The organism is Escherichia coli (genome assembly GCF_036503815.1).
Lineage (GTDB): Bacteria > Pseudomonadota > Gammaproteobacteria > Enterobacterales > Enterobacteriaceae > Escherichia > Escherichia coli_F.
The window spans coordinates 2,018,424-2,037,211 of record NZ_AP027764.1 but is presented as its reverse complement, the minus strand read 5'-3'; the positions used below and the strand labels follow the sequence as shown (position 1 = coordinate 2,037,211).

General features: G+C 47.1%; 8 protein-coding genes and 3 tRNA genes. 6 read left to right on the top strand and 5 right to left on the bottom strand.

Going from position 1 to position 18,788, the window contains the following annotated elements:
• The first annotated feature begins 96 nt into the window (after positions 1-96).
• Both AABJ99_RS09530 and AABJ99_RS09525 read left to right on the top strand, forming a co-directional pair.
• A tRNA-Asn gene (locus AABJ99_RS09530) sits at positions 97-172 on the top strand.
• 312 nt (positions 173-484) lie between these two features.
• Complete coding sequence (locus AABJ99_RS09525; protein WP_338387542.1) at positions 485-8,473, top strand: Ig-like domain-containing protein; 7,989 nt, start codon at positions 485-487, stop codon at positions 8,471-8,473.
• A gap of 377 nt (positions 8,474-8,850) precedes the next feature.
• Here the strand turns inward: AABJ99_RS09525 and AABJ99_RS09520 are convergent, their stop codons facing one another.
• A complete protein-coding gene (locus tag AABJ99_RS09520) occupies positions 8,851-9,921 on the bottom strand; it encodes a glycosyltransferase family 9 protein (RefSeq protein WP_338387541.1) in 1,071 nt (356 codons plus the stop codon).
• Between the two features lie 305 nt (positions 9,922-10,226).
• Between AABJ99_RS09520 and shiA the strand changes: the two genes are divergently transcribed.
• From shiA to yeeN, 3 genes are all read left to right on the top strand, one after another.
• The gene (gene shiA / locus AABJ99_RS09515) at positions 10,227-11,543 is read left to right on the top strand and encodes a shikimate transporter (protein ID WP_039020680.1); all 1,317 of its coding nucleotides are present in this window, start codon (positions 10,227-10,229) and stop codon (positions 11,541-11,543) included.
• Between the two features lie 101 nt (positions 11,544-11,644).
• Positions 11,645-13,099 carry an AMP nucleosidase gene (amn, locus tag AABJ99_RS09510; RefSeq protein WP_039020679.1) on the top strand — a complete coding sequence of 485 codons (1,455 nt, stop codon included), beginning with the start codon at positions 11,645-11,647 and terminating at the stop codon, positions 13,097-13,099.
• Between the two features lie 341 nt (positions 13,100-13,440).
• On the top strand, positions 13,441-14,157 hold the full coding sequence (yeeN, locus tag AABJ99_RS09505; RefSeq protein WP_000532923.1) for a YebC/PmpR family DNA-binding transcriptional regulator: 717 nt from the start codon (positions 13,441-13,443) through the stop codon (positions 14,155-14,157).
• Between the two features lie 459 nt (positions 14,158-14,616).
• Here the strand turns inward: yeeN and AABJ99_RS09500 are convergent.
• Together AABJ99_RS09500 and yeeO are read right to left on the bottom strand one after the other, a co-directional pair.
• Positions 14,617-14,692 (bottom strand) — tRNA-Asn (locus AABJ99_RS09500).
• A 100-nt stretch (positions 14,693-14,792) separates the two neighbouring features.
• Positions 14,793-16,280 (bottom strand): toxic metabolite efflux MATE transporter YeeO, encoded by a 1,488-nt coding sequence (gene yeeO, locus AABJ99_RS09495; protein WP_001354744.1) that lies wholly within the window; start codon positions 16,278-16,280, stop codon positions 14,793-14,795.
• Between the two features lie 160 nt (positions 16,281-16,440).
• Here yeeO and AABJ99_RS09490 point away from each other — a divergent pair.
• Positions 16,441-16,516 (top strand) — tRNA-Asn (locus AABJ99_RS09490).
• Between the two features lie 37 nt (positions 16,517-16,553).
• Here AABJ99_RS09490 and cbl read toward each other — a convergent pair.
• Both cbl and nac read right to left on the bottom strand, forming a co-directional pair.
• Entirely contained in the window at positions 16,554-17,504 is a 951-nt protein-coding gene (cbl, locus tag AABJ99_RS09485) for an HTH-type transcriptional regulator Cbl (RefSeq protein WP_001011014.1), read from the bottom strand.
• 101 nt (positions 17,505-17,605) lie between these two features.
• Positions 17,606-18,523: a nitrogen assimilation transcriptional regulator NAC gene (gene nac, locus AABJ99_RS09480; RefSeq protein ID WP_039020678.1), complete on the bottom strand. Its 918-nt coding sequence runs from the start codon at positions 18,521-18,523 to the stop codon at positions 17,606-17,608.
• Between the last annotated feature and the right edge of the window lie 265 nt (positions 18,524-18,788).

The window sequence follows — 18,788 nt, the reverse complement described above, 5'->3', positions numbered from 1 at the left end:
CAACTTTGCAGATTAATTAACCAATTGAAATGACTTATGAAATTTAGTGTTGACAGACAAGGTACCGCTAAGTAACATGCGCCCTGTTCACACGATTCCTCTGTAGTTCAGTCGGTAGAACGGCGGACTGTTAATCCGTATGTCACTGGTTCGAGTCCAGTCAGAGGAGCCAAATTCTAAAAATTCGCTTTATAGCGCAATGTCACTGACCTTAGTTGAGCATTGCTTTTTAACGGATAGCGGGTTTTTGACATCTTAAGCGCCCTCGATCTTTATGGTTGAGGGCGTTTTGCTATGGACACCATCACCATTTTCCCCTCGATTATAAAACTTGAGTAATTCAGTAGTCTCCCCTCTTGCAACTCACACCCAAAACTGCTTAACGAAAAGTTATTAATTTTCAATCATATTGCTATCAGGATTTATATTTTTTCGCTGTGCTAGAAAGGGCGCATTTATGTTAGCTCGTTCAGGGAAGGTAAGCATGGCTACGAAGAAGAGAAGTGGAGAAGAAATAAATGACCGACAAATCTTATGCGGGATGGGTATTAAACTACGCCGCTTAACTGCGGGTATCTGCCTGGCAACTCAACTTGTGTTCCCTATGACTGCGGCAGCACAAGGTGTGGTAAACGCCGCAACCCAACAACCAGTTCCTGCACAAATCGCCATTGCAAATACCAATACGGTGCCCTACACCCTTGGAGCGCTCGAATCGGCCCAAAGCGTTGCCGAACGTTTCGGTATTTCGTTGGCTGAGTTACGCAAACTCAACCAGTTTCGTACGTTTGCTCGAGGTTTTGATAATGTCCGCCAGGGTGATGAACTGGATGTCCCGGCACAAGTTAGTGAAAAAAATTTAACCCCGTCGCCGCGTAATAGCAGTGACAACCTTGAGCAACAGATAGCCAGTACTTCACAGCAAATCGGGTCTCTGCTCGCCGAAGATATGAACAGCGAGCAAGCGGCCAATATGGCGCGTGGATGGGCCTCTTCTCAGGCATCTGGCGCAATGACAGACTGGTTAAGCCGCTTCGGCACCGCAAGAATCACGCTGGGCGTGGATGAAGATTTTAGCCTGAAGAATTCCCAGTTCGATTTTCTCCATCCATGGTATGAAACGCCTGATAATCTCTTTTTCAGCCAGCATACTCTCCACCGTACTGACGAGCGTACGCAGATTAACAACGGCTTGGGTTGGCGTCATTTCACTCCCACATGGATGTCGGGCATCAACTTCTTTTTCGACCACGATCTTAGCCGTTACCACTCCCGCGCCGGCATTGGCGCGGAGTACTGGCGCGACTATCTTAAATTAAGCAGTAACGGCTATTTGCGACTGACCAACTGGCGCAGCGCACCTGAACTGGACAACGATTATGAAGCACGCCCGGCCAATGGCTGGGATGTACGCGCAGAAGGCTGGTTACCCGCCTGGCCGCACCTTGGCGGTAAACTGGTCTATGAACAGTATTATGGCGATGAAGTGGCCCTGTTCGATAAAGACGATCGGCAAAGTAATCCTCATGCCATAACCGCTGGACTTAACTATACCCCCTTCCCGCTGATGACCTTCAGCGCGGAGCAACGCCAGGGTAAACAGGGCGAAAATGACACCCGTTTTGCCGTCGATTTTACCTGGCAACCTGGCAGCGCAATGCAGAAACAGCTTGACCCGAACGAAGTCGCTGCACGGCGTAGCCTTGCAGGCAGCCGTTATGATCTGGTGGATCGCAACAACAACATCGTTCTGGAATATCGCAAAAAAGAACTGGTTCGCCTGACCCTGACAGACCCCGTGACAGGGAAGTCAGGAGAAGTGAAATCACTGGTTTCGTCGCTACAAACCAAATATGCCCTGAAAGGCTATAACGTCGAAGCCACCGCTCTGGAAGCTGCCGGTGGTAAAGTGGTCACAACGGGTAAAGATATTCTGGTTACCCTGCCGGGTTACCGGTTCACCAGTTCGCCAGAAACCGATAACACCTGGCCGATTGAAGTTACCGCTGAAGACGTCAAAGGCAATTTGTCGAATCGTGAACAAAGCATGGTGGTCGTTCAGGCACCTGCGCTAAGCCAGAAAGATTCCTCGGTATCGTTAAGTACCCAAACATTGAGTGCGGATTCCCATTCAACCGCCACACTGACTTTTATTGCTCATGATGCAGCTGGTAATCCTGTTATCGGGCTGGTGCTCTCGACGCGTCATGAAGGTGTTCAGGACATTACCCTTTCTGACTGGAAAGATAATGGTGACGGAAGCTATACCCAAGTCCTGACCACAGGAGCGATGTCTGGCACGCTGACGCTGATGCCACAGCTGAACGGTGTGGATGCGGCTAAAGCCCCCGCCGTGGTGAATATCATTTCTGTTTCGTCATCCCGAACTCACTCGTCAATTAAGATTGATAAGGACCGTTATCTCTCCGGCAATCCTATCGAGGTGACGGTAGAACTGAGAGATGAAAATGACAAACCTGTTAAGGAGCAAAAACAGCAACTGAATACTGCAGTCAGCATCGACAACGTGAAACCAGGAGTCACTACAGACTGGAAAGAAACCGCAGATGGCGTCTATAAGGCAACCTATACCGCCTATACCAAAGGCAGTGGACTTACTGCGAAGCTGTTAATGCAAAACTGGAATGAAGATTTGCATACCGCTGGATTTATCATCGACGCCAACCCGCAGTCAGCGAAAATTGCGACATTATCTGCCAGCAATAATGGTGTGCTCGCCAATGAGAATGCAGCAAATACCGTCTCGGTCAATGTCGCTGATGAAGGAAGCAACCCAATCAATGATCATACCGTCACGTTTGCGGTATTAAACGGATCGGCAACTTCCTTCAACAATCAAAACACCGCAAAAACGGATGTTAATGGTCTGGCGACTTTTGATCTGAAAAGCAGCAAGCAGGAAGACAACACGGTTGAAGTCACCCTTGAAAATGGCGTGAAACAAACGTTAATCGTCAGTTTTGTCGGTGACTCGAGTACCGCGCAGGTTGATCTACAGAAGTCGAAAAATGAAGTGGTCGCTGACGGCAATGACAGCGCCACCATGACCGCGACAGTCCGGGATGCAAAAGGCAACCTGCTCAATGACGTCAAGGTCACCTTCAATGTTAATTCAGCAGAGGCGAAACTGAGCCAAACCGAAGTGAATAGCCACGACGGGATCGCCACAGCCACGCTGACCAGTTTGAAAAATGGTGATTACACGGTTACGGCCTCTGTCAGCTCTGGTTCCCAGGCTAGTCAACAGGTGAATTTTATCGGTGATCAAAGTACTGCTGCCCTGACCCTCAGTGTGCCTTCAGGTGATATCACCGTCACCAACACAGCTCCGCAACATATGACTGCAACCTTGCAGGATAAAAATGGCAACCCACTAAAAGATAAAGAAATCACCTTCACTGTGCCAAACGACGTCGCAAGTCGGTTCTCGATTAGCAACGGCGGAAAAGGCATGACGGATAGTAACGGGGTTGCAATCGCCTCCCTGACCGGCACGTTAGCGGGCACGCATATGATCACGGCTCGTCTGGCTAACAGCAATGTCAGCGATGCTCAGCCAATGACGTTTGTGGCGGATAAAGACAGAGCGGTTGTCGTTCTACAAACATCGAAAGCGGAAATCATTGGGAATGGCGTGGATGAGACGACGCTGACAGCAACAGTGAAAGATCCTTTTGATAACGTAGTTAAAAATCTGTCAGTAGCCTTCCGCACCTCCCCCGCAGACACACAACTGAGCCTGAACGCGCGTAATACTAATGAGAACGGTATTGCTGAAGTTACCCTTAAGGGCACGGTTTTGGGTATTCATACAGCCGAAGCCATACTGCTTAACGGCAACAGAGATACGAAGACAGTCAATATTGCGCCCGATGCCAGCAACGCGCTAGTCACGCTGAATATCCCTGCTCAACAGGTGGTGACGAATAACAGTGACAGCGTGCAGCTGACGGCGACGGTGAAAGATCCGTCGAATCATCCGGTGGCGGGAATAACGGTGAACTTCACCATGCCACAGGACGTAGCGGCAAACTTTACCCTCGAAAATAACGGTATTGCCATCACTCAGGCCAATGGCGAAGCGCATGTCACGCTCAAAGGCAAAAAAGCGGGCACGCATACGGTTACTGCAACGCTGGGTAACAATAATGCCAGCGATGCGCAGCCAGTCACATTCGTGGCGGATAAGGACAGCGCAGTTGTCGTTCTGCAAACATCGAAAGTGGAAATCATTGGGAATGGCGTGGATGAGACGACACTGACAGCAACAGTGAAAGATCCTTTTGATAACGTAGTAAAAGATCTACCGGTCACCTTCAGTACCGATCCGGCTGATACTCAACTTAGTCAGAGCACGAGCAACACTAACGACAGTGGTGTTGCTGAAGTTACCCTTAAGGGCACGGTTTTGGGTGTTCATACAGCCGAAGCCACACTGCCTAACGGCAACAACGATACGAAGACAGTCAATATTGCTCCCGATGCCAGCAACGCACGGCTCACGCTGAACATCCCTGCTCACCAGGTGGTGACGAATAACAGCGACAGTGTGCAGCTGACAGCTACAGTGAAAGATCCGTCGAATCATCCGGTGGCGGGGATAGCGGTGAATTTCACCATGCCACAAGACGTCGCGGCAAACTTTACCCTTGAAAATAACGGTATTACCGTCACCCAGGCCAATGGGGAAGCGCATGTCACCCTCAAAGGTAAAAAAGCGGGCACGCATACAGTTACCGCGACGCTGATTAATAACAATGCCAGTGATTCGCAGCCGGTAACATTTGTGGCAGATAAAACCTCGGCTCAGGTTGCCCTGCAGATGTCAAAAGATGAGATCACGGGTAATGGCGTCGATAGTGCAACGTTAACTGCAACGGTTAAAGACCAGTTCGACAATGAGGTGAACAATCTTCCGGTAACATTCAGCTCAGCCTCTTCAGGCCTCACCCTCACCCCAGGGGAGAGTAATACCAATGAGTCTGGCATCGCGCAGGCCACTCTCGTAGGCGTTGCCTTTGGTGAGCAGACGGTCACTGTATCACTTGCTAATAATGGTGCCAGCGACCACAAAACTGTGCACTTTATTGGCGACACAGCTGCGGCAAAAATTATTGGGTTGACGTCTGTCCCAAACAGCATAATCGCTGGTACCCCGCAGAATAGCACCGGCAGCGTCATCACCGCGACAGTCGTTGATAATAATAGCTTTCCGGTGAAAGGTGTAACTGTGAGTTTCACCAGCAGTACAAACTCTGCTGAAATGACGAATGGCGGCCAAGCCGTAACGAACGAACAGGGTAAGGCAACCGTCACTTATACCAATACCCGTTCCTCGACAGAATCAGGAGGGAGGCCGGATACTGTTGAGGCCAGTCTGGAAAATGGTAGCTCCACGCTTAGCACATCAATTAATGTCAACGCTGATGCGTCTACGGCACATATCACTTTGTTACAAGCACTTACTGATACAGTCTCCGCAGGCAACACAACCGATCTGTATGTTGTGGTAAACGATAATTACGGAAACGGTGTACCCCAACATAAGGTGACCATCAGCGTTTCGCCAAGTGAAGGTGTGACCCCCAGTAATAACGCTATATATACCACCAACTCCTACGGCCATTTTTACGCAAGCTTTACCGCTACAAAAGCCGGGGTTTATCAAGTGACGGCAACGCTCGACAATGGCGATTCGATGCAACAAACAGTGACCTATGTGCCGAACGTGGCGAATGCTGAAATCACGCTGGGAGCCTCAAAAGATCCGGTGATTGCCGACAATAACGATCTCACGACATTAACAGCAACAGTCGCAGATACAGAGGGCAATGCGATAGCCAACACTGAAGTAACATTTACTCTCCCGGAAGATGTGAGGGCAAACTTCACGCTGAGCGATGGCGGTAAAGCGGTTACTGATGCTGAAGGCAAAGCGAAAGTCACACTGAAAGGTACAAAAGCAGGAGCACATACCGTGACAGCAGCGATGGCTGGCGGTAAGAGTGAGCAATTGGTGGTGAATTTTATTGCGGATACGCTCACAGCGCAGGTTAATCTGAACGTTACCGAGAACAACTTTATCGCCAATAACGTTGGGATGACCCAACTTCAGGCAACGGTGACTGATGGACACGGCAACCCGTTAGCCAATGAGCCGGTGACATTCACACTACCGGCAGATGTGAGTGCAAGCTTCACTCTTGGAGAAGGCGGTTCCGCCATTACTGACATCAACGGCAAGGCGGAAGTTACACTAAGCGGTACGAAGTCCGGCACCTATCCCGTGACGGTCAGCGTGGACAGTTATGGTGTCAGCGATACGAGGCCGGTGACTTTGCTTGCCGATGCGAGTACCGCTAAACTGGCTGATTTTACCGCATCATCAAGCTCATTAATCGCCAGCGCAACCGAGGGTGCGACCCTGACGGCAAGTGTCACTGACGCTTATGACAATCCATTAGAAGGCATCAAGGTCAATTTCCGCGGCTTATCCGCCACGCTGAGTAACACCACCGCTGAAACAGATGCTCAGGGTAAGGCAGAAATTCTTGTAACAAGCACCATTGCAGGGACGAAAATTGTTGTGGCTAATCTGGCAAATGCACCTACAGATACCATCATGCAAACGTTGACTGTCAAAGCAGATGCTGATTCTGCGACGATCACCAGTCTGGAAATGCCTGAAGGTCAGGTTATGGTCGCAACCCCCCTGGCGGTTAAAGCGCACGTCGACGACCAGTTTGGCAATCCAGTTTCTGAACAGCTTGTGACATTCAGTGCAGAGCCGTCATTTTTTAACATGGTCATTAGTCAGGATACGGTCTCTACGAATACACAGGGTATAGCCGAGGTCACCATGACGCCCAATAGATACGGTTCGTATACTGTGCAAGCATCCCTGGCGAATGGCTCCTCTTATGAGAAGGACCTGGTGGTAATCGATTTAAAACTGACACTCACAGCATCAAGTCCACTTATCGGCATCAATGACCCATTAGGTTCAACTCTGACAGTAAGGCTAACCAATCCAAATGGGGCCCCAGTGAACAATGAACTCGTTACCTTTAGCGTAACGCCAGAAGATGCAACGTTAAGTAGCGGAACAATGAAAACCAATCCTTCCGGGGAGGCACAAGTCGTTCTGACCAGCAATAAAGTCGGTACGTATACGGTTACAGCATCTATCACTAGTGGCGTAATTATTCAGGCGCAGACAATCGTGAAAGTTACTGGCAACCAAAGCACAGCCCATGTGGTCAGCCTGAGCGCTGATCCGTCAACTATCACTGCCAACGACAGCGATATCAGCACGCTGAAGGCTACTGTTGAGGACGGCAGTGGTAACCAAGTCGAAGGCGTCAATGTGAACTTCGCATTAAAAAGTGGCTCTGCCACATTAGGGTCATTAACAGCGGTGACCGATCAACACGGATTTGCGACAACCACCGTGAAAAGTGCGCGAACTGGGAGCGTAACTGTTAGTGCAGGAACGAGCACAGGTGCAACGCAAACAGCTAATATAACGTTGGTGGCAGGCCCGGCAGACGCCTCGCAGTCCGTCCTTAAGAACAATCGGTCATCACTAAAAGGGGACTATACCGATAGTGCTGAGCTACATCTTGTTTTGCACGATATATCAGGCAATACGATCAAAGTTTCTGAAGGGATGGAATTTGTGCAATCAGGTACTAACGTGCCCTATGTGAAAATTAGCGCAATTGATTACAGTCAAAATATCAACGGTGATTACAAAGCCACTGTTACAGGAGGCGGAGAGGGTATCGCAACGCTGATCCCTGTATTGAATGGTGTTCATCAAGCGGGTCTGAGTACCACAATACAATTCACTCGCGCAGAAGACAAAATAATGAGCGGTACCGTGTTAGTCAATGGTGCTAACCTACCGACAACTACATTCCCTTCGCAGGGGTTCACTGGGGCGTATTATCAGTTGAATAATGACAACTTTGCCCCAGGAAAAACGGCGGCTGATTATGAGTTTTCAAGCTCTGCCTCCTGGGTCGATGTTGACGCTACCGGTAAAGTGACATTTAAAAATGTCGGAAGCAGTTGGGTAACGATTACAGCGACGCCAAAATCAGGAGGCCCTGGCTATATATACGAAATCCGGGTGAAGAGTTGGTGGGTAAACTCCGGCGATTCTGTCATGATATACAGCCTTGCTGAAAATTTTTGCAGTAGCAATGGCTACATGCTTCCCCGTGCAAGCCTTTTAAGCCAGGGTCGTTCCCGAGGTATAGGGACATTGTACAGTGAATGGGGAGATATGGGGCATTATATGAATGAAGCCGATTTTTATTCAAATATGTATTGGTCATCTAGTCCCGCAAACTCCAATGAACAATACGAAATTTCCCTGGCAACAGGTGAGCAAAGCGTAATGGCAAAACTTGGATTTGCTCATGTGACATGTTATAAAAACATTTGATTGTTGATTTTTTATAGAGTGCTCCATTAGGGGCACTCGACTTAACAATCCCTCTCTGTTTATCGTAAGACAGTCGAGCCCCTTTTTTTTGAATAAATGCTTGAAACATGGAAGGACCATCTATTCTACGGCAGCGGGAAACAAAGTATATGAGCTATTTTTGATAGCTATCATTTTTGCTATTTAGTCAAATCACGATAATATTTAGCTAATTACATCAGTGCAAGTCATAATAATGTATGCCAGTTAACGGGGATTTAAGTTCAGGTTGCCTTATTATTCGGTGAGTATTGCTTTGATTCAAAGGCTTTTTTTGTGGTGATTGACCAACCTCAGGGTATTAATGTCCCCTGTTCAGCACAGATCGGCATTACCCTCTATACGTAAGTACTGACACATACTCTCTCCAAAGCACTTTTTAGCGCCTTTCCGAATTCATCCAAACTTATATGATCAATTTTTTGCCCAACGACCACTGACTCCGAGATATCTGCCATCGCAGGCCACCGCGTTTTGTAATCAGCATAAATTGCAACGACGGGGGTATTATAGGCACTTGCCATATGTAATATTGAGGTATCAGGGGTTATTGCGATATAAGCATCTTTTATGATTGCTGCTGAACGTTTAATCGAGGGTGATAAGGATAGCCGGTAGACATTATTATAACAACCCGCTAATTTCCGGGCTTTATCTTCCCCTTTTGGTCCATGAACAATGACTATTGGCATATCATTATCACTTTGAATTTTGGCGATGAGTTTCTCAGCTACTGATAACGAAAATGTGCGTTCCTGCACGCTGCCAACTAAATTAAGCGCAATGTAAGATCCTAAAGTGCACAATTCCTCACGTACTTCATTTATTACCTGCTCGCTTAATGGCAATTCATATATTGGCCTGACTGCAGGAAAACCCGCTTCACGCATCATAAACGCCCATGTCATGGGTACGGGAGCCCTGAGATTCTGATCCATCCGGGAGGCGTTCTTACACAAAGGGGAATAGCACTTCATGGTTAAACCGACAACCTGAAAATTCGTTTTTGCTTTCAACTGACTGATAAATAACATCGTTTTCAGGTTCTTTTTACGCATCGCCTCTATACAAAGATCCGGCGTACCGTATCGCTGTGTTATGTTCTTCGCTAAATCTTTTATTTCTTTTAATGTTGCGTGATCCTGCATAGTCATTGTTACTAATGTTAATTTAGTCTGTTCAAGTTTGAGCGCATTAAAGACTTCTAAATTAATAGTCGAAGTAACAATTAAAAGATGCTTAATTTTATGCAATTCAAGCGCCCGAATAACTGGAAAGATGGCCATAGCATCGCCAATTTGATCGGGAATGTGGATAACAACAAAGTCTGTTTTTCCAATATTGAAATTATTAGCTTTATAATCGTAGTAACTAAATGCAATACGTCTCAACAATGATGCTAAAAACATACCTAACCTCGCCTCCCTACTGGTTATAATGCAATGCAGTCTATCAGAATCATCAGGGTGCAATTTTGTGCATATGCGGACTTTTATGTTTCATATCTCAAAGCTGTAGGTGCTCTGCTCAATCCTTATGCAACTCCTGCGATTTCATCTTCCATCGAATTTTTCATGTTGCCGTTAATCAGCCATAAAATCATTTGCAGATGCGCTCTGTCGAGGTAGTCTCATAAGGTTCGTTTATAGATCGACGGCAATGTGAGTTACCTTTTCCATACTAATTATAAAAAGACAGTACAAACAGGATCATTATGGACACCACGCTCATCTCCACTCGTCCCGATGATGGGACGCTTTCGTTAAGTCGCGCCCGACGAGCTGCGTTTGGCAGTTTCGCCGGAGCTGTCGTCGACTGGTATGACTTTTTACTCTATGGCATTACCGCCGCACTGGTGTTTAATCGCGAGTTTTTCCCGCAAGTCAGCCCGGCAATGGGAACGCTCGCCGCATTTGCCACCTTTGGTGTCGGCTTCCTTTTCCGTCCACTTGGCGGTGTCATTTTCGGTCACTTTGGCGACCGACTGGGACGTAAGCGCATGTTAATGCTGACCGTCTGGATGATGGGCATCGCGACAGCCTTGATTGGCATTCTTCCTTCCTTCTCGACTATTGGGTGGTGGGCCCCCATTTTACTGGTGACGCTGCGTGCCATTCAGGGATTTGCCGTCGGCGGCGAATGGGGAGGCGCGGCGTTACTTTCCGTTGAAAGTGCACCGAAAAATAAAAAAGCCTTTTACAGTAGCGGTGTACAAGTTGGCTACGGAGTAGGTTTACTGCTTTCGACCGGACTGGTTTCATTGATCAGTATGATGACGACTGACGAACAGTTTCTAAGCTGGGGCTGGCGTATTCCTTTCCTGTTTAGCATCGTACTGGTGCTGGGAGCATTGTGGGTGCGTAATGGCATGGAGGAGTCCGCGGAATTTGAACAACAGCAACATAATCAAGCGGCAGCGCAAAAACGCATCCCGGTTATCGAAGCACTGTTACGACATCCCGGTGCTTTTCTGAAGATTATTGCGCTACGACTGTGCGAGTTGCTGACGATGTACATCGTTACCGCCTTTGCGCTTAACTATTCAACCCAAAATATGGGGTTACCGCGCGAACTTTTCCTTAATATCGGTTTGCTGGTAGGTGGACTAAGCTGTCTGACAATTCCCTGTTTTGCCTGGCTTGCCGATCGTTTTGGTCGCCGCAGGGTGTATATCACAGGCGCGTTAATCGGAACGTTGAGCGCATTTCCTTTCTTTATAGCGCTTGAAGCACAATCTATTTTCTGGATAGTTTTCTTCTCCATAATGCTGGCAAACATTGCGCATGACATGGTGGTGTGCGTGCAACAACCGATGTTTACCGAAATGTTTGGTGCCAGTTATCGCTATAGTGGAGCTGGAGTCGGATATCAGGTTGCCAGTGTGGTCGGCGGTGGATTTACACCTTTTATTGCTGCTGCACTCATCACTTATTTTGCTGGAAACTGGCATAGCGTCGCCATTTATTTGCTGGCTGGATGCCTGATTTCTGCAATAACCGCTTTGTTGATGAAAGACAATCAACGCGCTTAATAGCCTGGCGAAGATCATCCGATCTTCGCCTTACACTTTTGTTTCACATTCCTGTGACATACTATCGGAAGTGCGGTAATTGTATGGAACAGGAGACACACATGAATAATAAGGGCTCCGGTCTGACCCCAGCTCAGGCACTGGATAAACTCGACACGCTGTATGAGCAATCTGTAGTCGCTTTACGCAACGCCATTGGCAACTATATTAAAAGTGGCGAATTACCTGATGAAAATGCCCGTAAAGAAGGTCTTTTTGTCTATCCATCACTGACCGTAACCTGGGACGGTAGCACAACAAATCCCCCCAAAACGCGCGCATTTGGTCGTTTTACTCACGCAGGCAGCTACACCACCACGATTACTCGCCCTACTCTCTTTCGTTCGTATCTGAATGAGCAACTAACGTTGCTTTATCAGGATTATGGTGCGCATATCTCGGTGCAACCCTCGCAGCATGAAATCCCTTATCCTTATGTCATCGATGGCTCTGAATTGACACTTGATCGCTCAATGAGCGCTGGGTTAACTCGCTACTTCCCGACAACAGAACTGGCGCAAATTGGCGATGAAACTGCAGACGGCATTTATCATCCAACGGAATTCTCCCCGCTATCGCATTTTGATGCGCGCCGCGTCGATTTTTCCCTCGCGCGGTTGCGCCATTATACCGGTACGCCAGTTGAACATTTCCAGCCGTTCGTCTTGTTTACCAACTACACACGTTATGTGGATGAATTCGTTCGTTGGGGATGCAGCCAGATCCTCGACCCTGATAGCCCCTACATTGCCCTTTCTTGTGCTGGCGGGAACTGGATCACCGCCGAAACCGAAGCGCCAGAAGAAGCCATTTCCGACCTTGCATGGAAAAAACACCAGATGCCAGCATGGCATTTAATTACCGCCGATGGTCAGGGTATTACTCTGGTGAATATTGGCGTGGGACCGTCAAATGCTAAAACCATCTGCGATCATCTGGCGGTGCTGCGCCCGGATGTCTGGTTGATGATTGGTCACTGTGGTGGCTTACGTGAAAGCCAGGCCATTGGAGATTATGTACTTGCACACGCTTATTTACGCGATGACCACGTTCTTGATGCGGTACTGCCGCCCGATATTCCTATTCCGAGCATTGCTGAAGTGCAACGTGCGCTTTATGACGCTACCAAGTTAGTCAGCGGCAGGCCCGGAGAGGAAGTTAAACAGCGGCTACGTACTGGCACTGTGGTAACCACAGATGACAGGAACTGGGAATTACGTTATTCAGCTTCTGCACTTCGTTTTAACTTAAGCCGTGCCGTGGCAATTGATATGGAAAGTGCAACCATTGCCGCACAAGGATATCGTTTCCGCGTGCCATACGGGACACTACTGTGTGTTTCAGATAAACCTTTGCATGGTGAGATTAAACTTCCCGGTCAGGCTAACCGTTTTTATGAAGGCGCTATTTCCGAACACCTGCAAATTGGCATTCGGGCGATCGATTTGCTGCGCGCAGAAGGCGACCGACTGCATTCACGTAAATTACGAACCTTTAATGAGCCGCCGTTCCGGTAATAAGTTCTGTTCCTTTTTATCAGGAATAGATGTGAAGGATTTAGTAAGTCATCCAGCAAATAGCCTGCAATAAAGCAGGCTGTTTGCTTCCTGGGGCGGATACGAGTTTTATTATAGCCTTAATGATTTCTATATATTAAAAGCAAGTATGCTCTCAAAACACAATTATAAAAAAATCCGCCAACAACATTAGTTTTTATGAGATTAAATATAAGATTATGGATTTAGAATATTTTTATTTCTAATAGACGAGATTTTTCCTGTTATGATATAATATGCCGAATTAACGCATGTTAACGATTTACCAGTAATGTAAATAAATTTTCGAGGAGATCATTCCAGTGGGACGTAAATGGGCCAATATTGTTGCTAAAAAAACGGCTAAAGACGGTGCGACGTCTAAAATTTATGCAAAATTCGGTGTAGAAATCTATGCTGCTGCCAAACAAGGTGAACCCGATCCAGAATTAAACACATCTTTAAAATTCGTTATTGAACGAGCAAAGCAGGCACAAGTTCCAAAGCATGTTATTGATAAAGCAATTGATAAAGCCAAAGGCGGTGGAGATGAAACGTTCGTGCAGGGCCGTTATGAAGGCTTTGGTCCTAATGGCTCAATGATTATCGCTGAAACCTTGACTTCAAATGTTAACCGTACGATTGCTAACGTTCGCACAATTTTCAATAAAAAAGGCGGCAATATCGGAGCGGCAGGTTCTGTCAGCTATATGTTTGACAATACGGGTGTGATTGTATTTAAAGGTACAGACCCTGACCATATTTTTGAAATTTTACTTGAAGCTGAAGTTGATGTTCGTGATGTAACTGAAGAAGAAGGTAATATTGTTATTTATACTGAACCTACTGACCTTCATAAAGGAATCGCGGCTCTAAAAGCAGCTGGAATCACTGAGTTCTCAACAACAGAATTAGAAATGATTGCTCAATCTGAAGTTGAGCTTTCCCCAGAAGATTTAGAAATCTTTGAAGGGCTTGTTGATGCCCTTGAAGATGACGACGATGTTCAAAAAGTTTATCATAACGTCGCAAATCTCTAATTATATTTTAAAGAAATCTGTCTTTATGGCAGATTTCTTTAATCTCATATAATTCGCATGAAAAATATAATGGTCAACCTATTATATTGATTATAAAAATCCCCGCCCGCAGAGAAATGACATTAATTGATATTCCAGGTCGTCTTTTCCTGATTACAGAAGACAAAGCCGCAATTACGTATAGTTTCCCGATAAGGGCAAGACAGCGACATCCCGCATAAAGTATTTTTCTCTTTACCTTTGTTCGGTGCTGTATAGAACAGACTTTTAAGCCGTTGGTATGACCTTACTAACCGTGATGTCCACTGGGGGCAATTTGCTCATTGAACCATCAGGCTCGGTTAAGGGCACGAGATACAGGCATCAAAAAACCCGACCACCTTTTTTAGGTGGTCGGGTAAAAATAATTTCTATTTTTAGCTGCCTTGAGACTCATGAAGTTGCCTCAAAACTAAAATTTGGCTCCTCTGACTGGACTCGAACCAGTGACATACGGATTAACAGTCCGCCGTTCTACCGACTGAACTACAGAGGAATCGTGAGAACGAGGCGAATATTAGCGATGCCCATCCACAATGTCAAAGCCTGTTTTTTAAATTTGAAATCGTTTGCTGAAATAATCTGCACTTTGTCGTTTATTCCGACACAACTGGCTTTTTTTCACACTTTTGCGGCTCAGGTCGAGGATATTTCCACAGCCAACGTCCAGTAACCATTCGCCAGTAAAACAGCACGGCCCGCACAGCCCAGTCGGCAAACATTCCCATCCAGACACCAACCACACCCCAGCCAAGCATGATTCCCAGCACATAACCGACGACAACCCGGCAACCCCACATGCTCAACATAGAAACCCACATGGCGTAACGTGCATCGCGAGCACCCTTAAATCCAGCGGGTAGCACCCATGAGGCAGACCAAATAGGCATAAATAAAGCATTTAGCCAAATCAGAATCACAACGACATGTTTAACCTGTGGATCCTGGGTGTAAAACGATGCCATAACCCCAGCAAAGGGAGCCGTTAGCCAGGCGATGGCCGTTAATCCAAGAGTGGACAGCCAGAACACATGCCGCAACTGAATCTCTGCTTGCGCTATCTGCCCTACCCCCAACCTTCGGCCTGTAATGATCGTAGAAGCAGAGCCGAGCGCACTTCCGGGTAAGTTGATAAGAGCCGCAATTGAAAACGCGATAAAATTCCCGGCAATAACACTGGTCCCCATCCCGGCAACGAACATTTGGGTTAATAACCGACCACTGGTAAATAACACTGATTCGACACTCGCTGGAATACCAATCCCCATGACTTCCCAGATAATGCTAAAATTCAGCGGTTTAAAATAGCTCTTTAACGAAATCCTTAGCGCAGGATTAAAACCAATCGCCAGCACCCACAAAATTGCCACTGCGCCAATATAACGAGAAATGGTTAACCCCAACCCAGCCCCGATAAATCCCAGTCCCGGCCAGGAGAAAAGGCCGTAAATCAATATGCCGCTAATAATAATATTAAGAATATTCAGGCTACCGTTAATCAGTAGCGGTATTTTCGTATTCCCTGCACCACGAAGTGCCCCGCTACCAATCAAAGTGATGGCAGCTGCTGGATAACTGAGTACCGTCAGCTCCAGATAAGTCAACGCCAGTGCTTTAACTTCTGTCGTGGCATCACCTGCGACGAAATCAATAATTTGTTCGCCAAAATGATGAATAAGCGTTGCCAACAGTACGGCAAACAACGTCATGATCACCAATGACTGCCGCGTCGCCACCCTCGCTCGTCGTCGATCCCGCTTACCGAGACTAAATGCCACAACGACAGTAGTACCAAGATCGATAGCTGCAAAAAAAGCCATAATGACCATATTGAAGCTGTCCGCCAATCCCACGCCGGCCATCGCATCTTTTCCCAGCCAGCTGACCAGAAAAGTGCTCAGGACACCCATCAACAGGACACAGGCGTTCTCCATGAAGATAGGAACAGCAAGCGGGGTTATCTCGCGCCAGAACAACACTTTGTAACTCTTGCGTTTGGCGTGCCAGCGAGTGCCGTGAACAACCTGGCGTAAAGCAGAGGAGATATTCAAAGCCGACCTTAATTGCAGAAAGTGAAACCACATTTCAAATAATGAGGGAGAATCAGCAAAGCTGCAAAGATTTTCGCCGACAAATTGTCTGCAAATGCAACAAACTGTTGATAGAAACGGCAAACAGTTGAGGAATTTAAAAATCGGGTTTGACAAAAAATTTTTCGCCGTTAAGATGTGCCTCAACAGCGATTCCTCTGTAGTTCAGTCGGTAGAACGGCGGACTGTTAATCCGTATGTCACTGGTTCGAGTCCAGTCAGAGGAGCCAAATTTCTGAAAAGCCCGCTTTTATAGCGGGCTTTTTGCTATATCTGATAATCAATTTCCTCTTCACTGTTCTCCATCACCTGGCGCTTGATATCCTCAACTGACAGTCCTGCATTACAAAGTTCCAGAAAGCGCCAGACATAGTTACGCTGAAGTTGTCCTCGCTTGAGTCCCAACCAGACAGTATTAGCATCGAAAAGATGCCGCGTATCCAGACGGATTAAATTCTTTTCCTCTTGTTCACCGCTGGATTGTTCGGCAACTAATCCAATCCCCAGCCCGAGTGCAACATAGGTTTTAATGACATCAGAATCCTGCGCACTTAATACAATATCTGCCAGCAAACCTTTGCGGACAAATGCGTCATCAATACGTGAGCGCCCCGTAATCCCCTGTCGGTAAGTGATTAACGGCCACTTCGCTATTGATTCCAGCGTCAACGGTATAATTTGCGTCAAGGGATGATCGAGTGGAACAAGCAAACTATGGTGCCAACGAAACCACGGGAAGGCGACGAGCTGCGGGTCATTACTTAAACGCTCGCTGGCGATACCAATATCAGCTTCGCCATTTTGCAACAACGTCGCAATTTCCTGTGGTGTACCCTGGATTAGCTCCAGCCGAACCTCCGGGAAAAGTTCGCGAAAAGCTTTAATGACCTCAGGCAAGCTATAACGTGCCTGAGTATGCGTCGTTGCAATAGTGAGAACGCCAGACGTATCGTTGGTAAACAGGTCTGCAAGCCGACGAACATTACTGGCTTCATTCAGAATACGTTCTGCAATGACCAGTAATGCTTTGCCCGGTTCAGTCATGCCCAGCAGTCGCTTACCTCGTCGAACAAATATTTCGATGCCAAGTTCATCCTCCAGTTCCCGAATGTGACGGCTGACGCCTGACTGTGAGGTAAAAAGCATATTCGCAACCTCTGTCAGGTTGTAATCCTGACGTGCAGCCTCGCGGATTATCTTTAGTTGTTGGAAATTCACGGTAAACTCCGGGCAGTTCAGATATCACGTTATTGTTAAAGTCTAATGCCCGGCATAACAAATAATAAAAACCCGCATCTTATTCCATCCCGATATAACGCTTAGCTCACCAATTGCCACTGCCTTTTTTCCATCACTGGAGAACTCATCACTGACATTAACAACTCTTTCACTGCTTGCGCCTGTGGTGATAAGTTCGCTCTGGCGGGTAAATTTAATGACAAAGAGAGACTCATTGAAGGTGTGGTAATGCGTGACATCCATCCGTTTACTGCGCCACATAACGAACGCGCGGCCGATTCGGGTAATACTGCAACGCCCATGCCGCTGGCAATCGCTGCGGTAAGCGTGGCAATAGACTCAATTTCACCAATGACTTTTGCCGTGAGTCGCCGTAGGGAAAAAGCCTCATCAACACGAAGTCTAATAGCACTGTAATCACTGGGGAGAAAGAGGTTCATTTGCGCAATAGCATTAACATCAACGCTTTGCCCCGGGCAATCTTGCGTTCCTACCAGGAAAAGATCTTCTTTCAGCAAAGCCTGACTGGAAACACCAGCCACAGGAGAATGCTCATAAATCACTGCCATATCGAGTTGGTGGCTTATCAGTTTTTCGTTGAGCACAGCACCGCTATTTTCATGGAGATAAATAACAATTTCCGGGAATTCAGCGCGAACCGCCTGCAATAAAGGCATGGTGATAGATGAGGCCGCTGTTCCTGGTGCAAAGCCAATCGAGACTTGCCCAGATAATGCCTGACCAACATTATGCACCGCCAGTTGGGCCTGTTCACACTGGCGTAAAATGGCCCGCGCATGGGTATAGAGAATTTTTCCGGCGTCTGTTGGCGTAACGCCCCGTTTTGTGCGAATCAATAGTTGTTGATTCAACTCACCTTCCAGCGTGGCAACCTGCTGGCTGAGCGCGGGTTGCGCGATATGCAACACTTCAGCAGCCTGGGTCAGGCTACCAATATCTACAATTTTTACGAAGTATTTCAGGCGTCTGAAGTTCATGTTGCCTCCGGTTTATAAGAATCGGCCCAAGTGCCGCCATTACTTACAACCAGATTGCAAGATGCTTGCCAGTTTTATTTTGGCGTTGATGTACAAGCTAAGCAACTGTCAAATAAGAGATTATGATAGATTCGTCATTGGCTCCTTTAATCAGCTGTCGCGTTCCCCTGCCCTATAAAAGGAGGGTATGCACCACGATGGTTCATTACCCAATAAGATTGAAAGCTCACCACTTTGTTGAAATTGACAGCAAACAAACAAAAAA

Bases quoted from the DNA above. Each gene is read 5' to 3' on its own strand.
- AABJ99_RS09525 (WP_338387542.1), top strand. From the start codon at position 485: ATGGCTACGAAGAAGAGAAGTGGAGAAGAAATAAATGACCGACAAATC.
- AABJ99_RS09520 (WP_338387541.1), bottom strand. From the start codon at position 9,921: ATGTTTTTAGCATCATTGTTGAGACGTATTGCATTTAGTTACTACGAT.
- shiA (WP_039020680.1), top strand. From the start codon at position 10,227: ATGGACACCACGCTCATCTCCACTCGTCCCGATGATGGGACGCTTTCG.
- amn (WP_039020679.1), top strand. From the start codon at position 11,645: ATGAATAATAAGGGCTCCGGTCTGACCCCAGCTCAGGCACTGGATAAA.
- yeeO (WP_001354744.1), bottom strand. From the start codon at position 16,280: ATGTGGTTTCACTTTCTGCAATTAAGGTCGGCTTTGAATATCTCCTCT.
- nac (WP_039020678.1), bottom strand. From the start codon at position 18,523: ATGAACTTCAGACGCCTGAAATACTTCGTAAAAATTGTAGATATTGGT.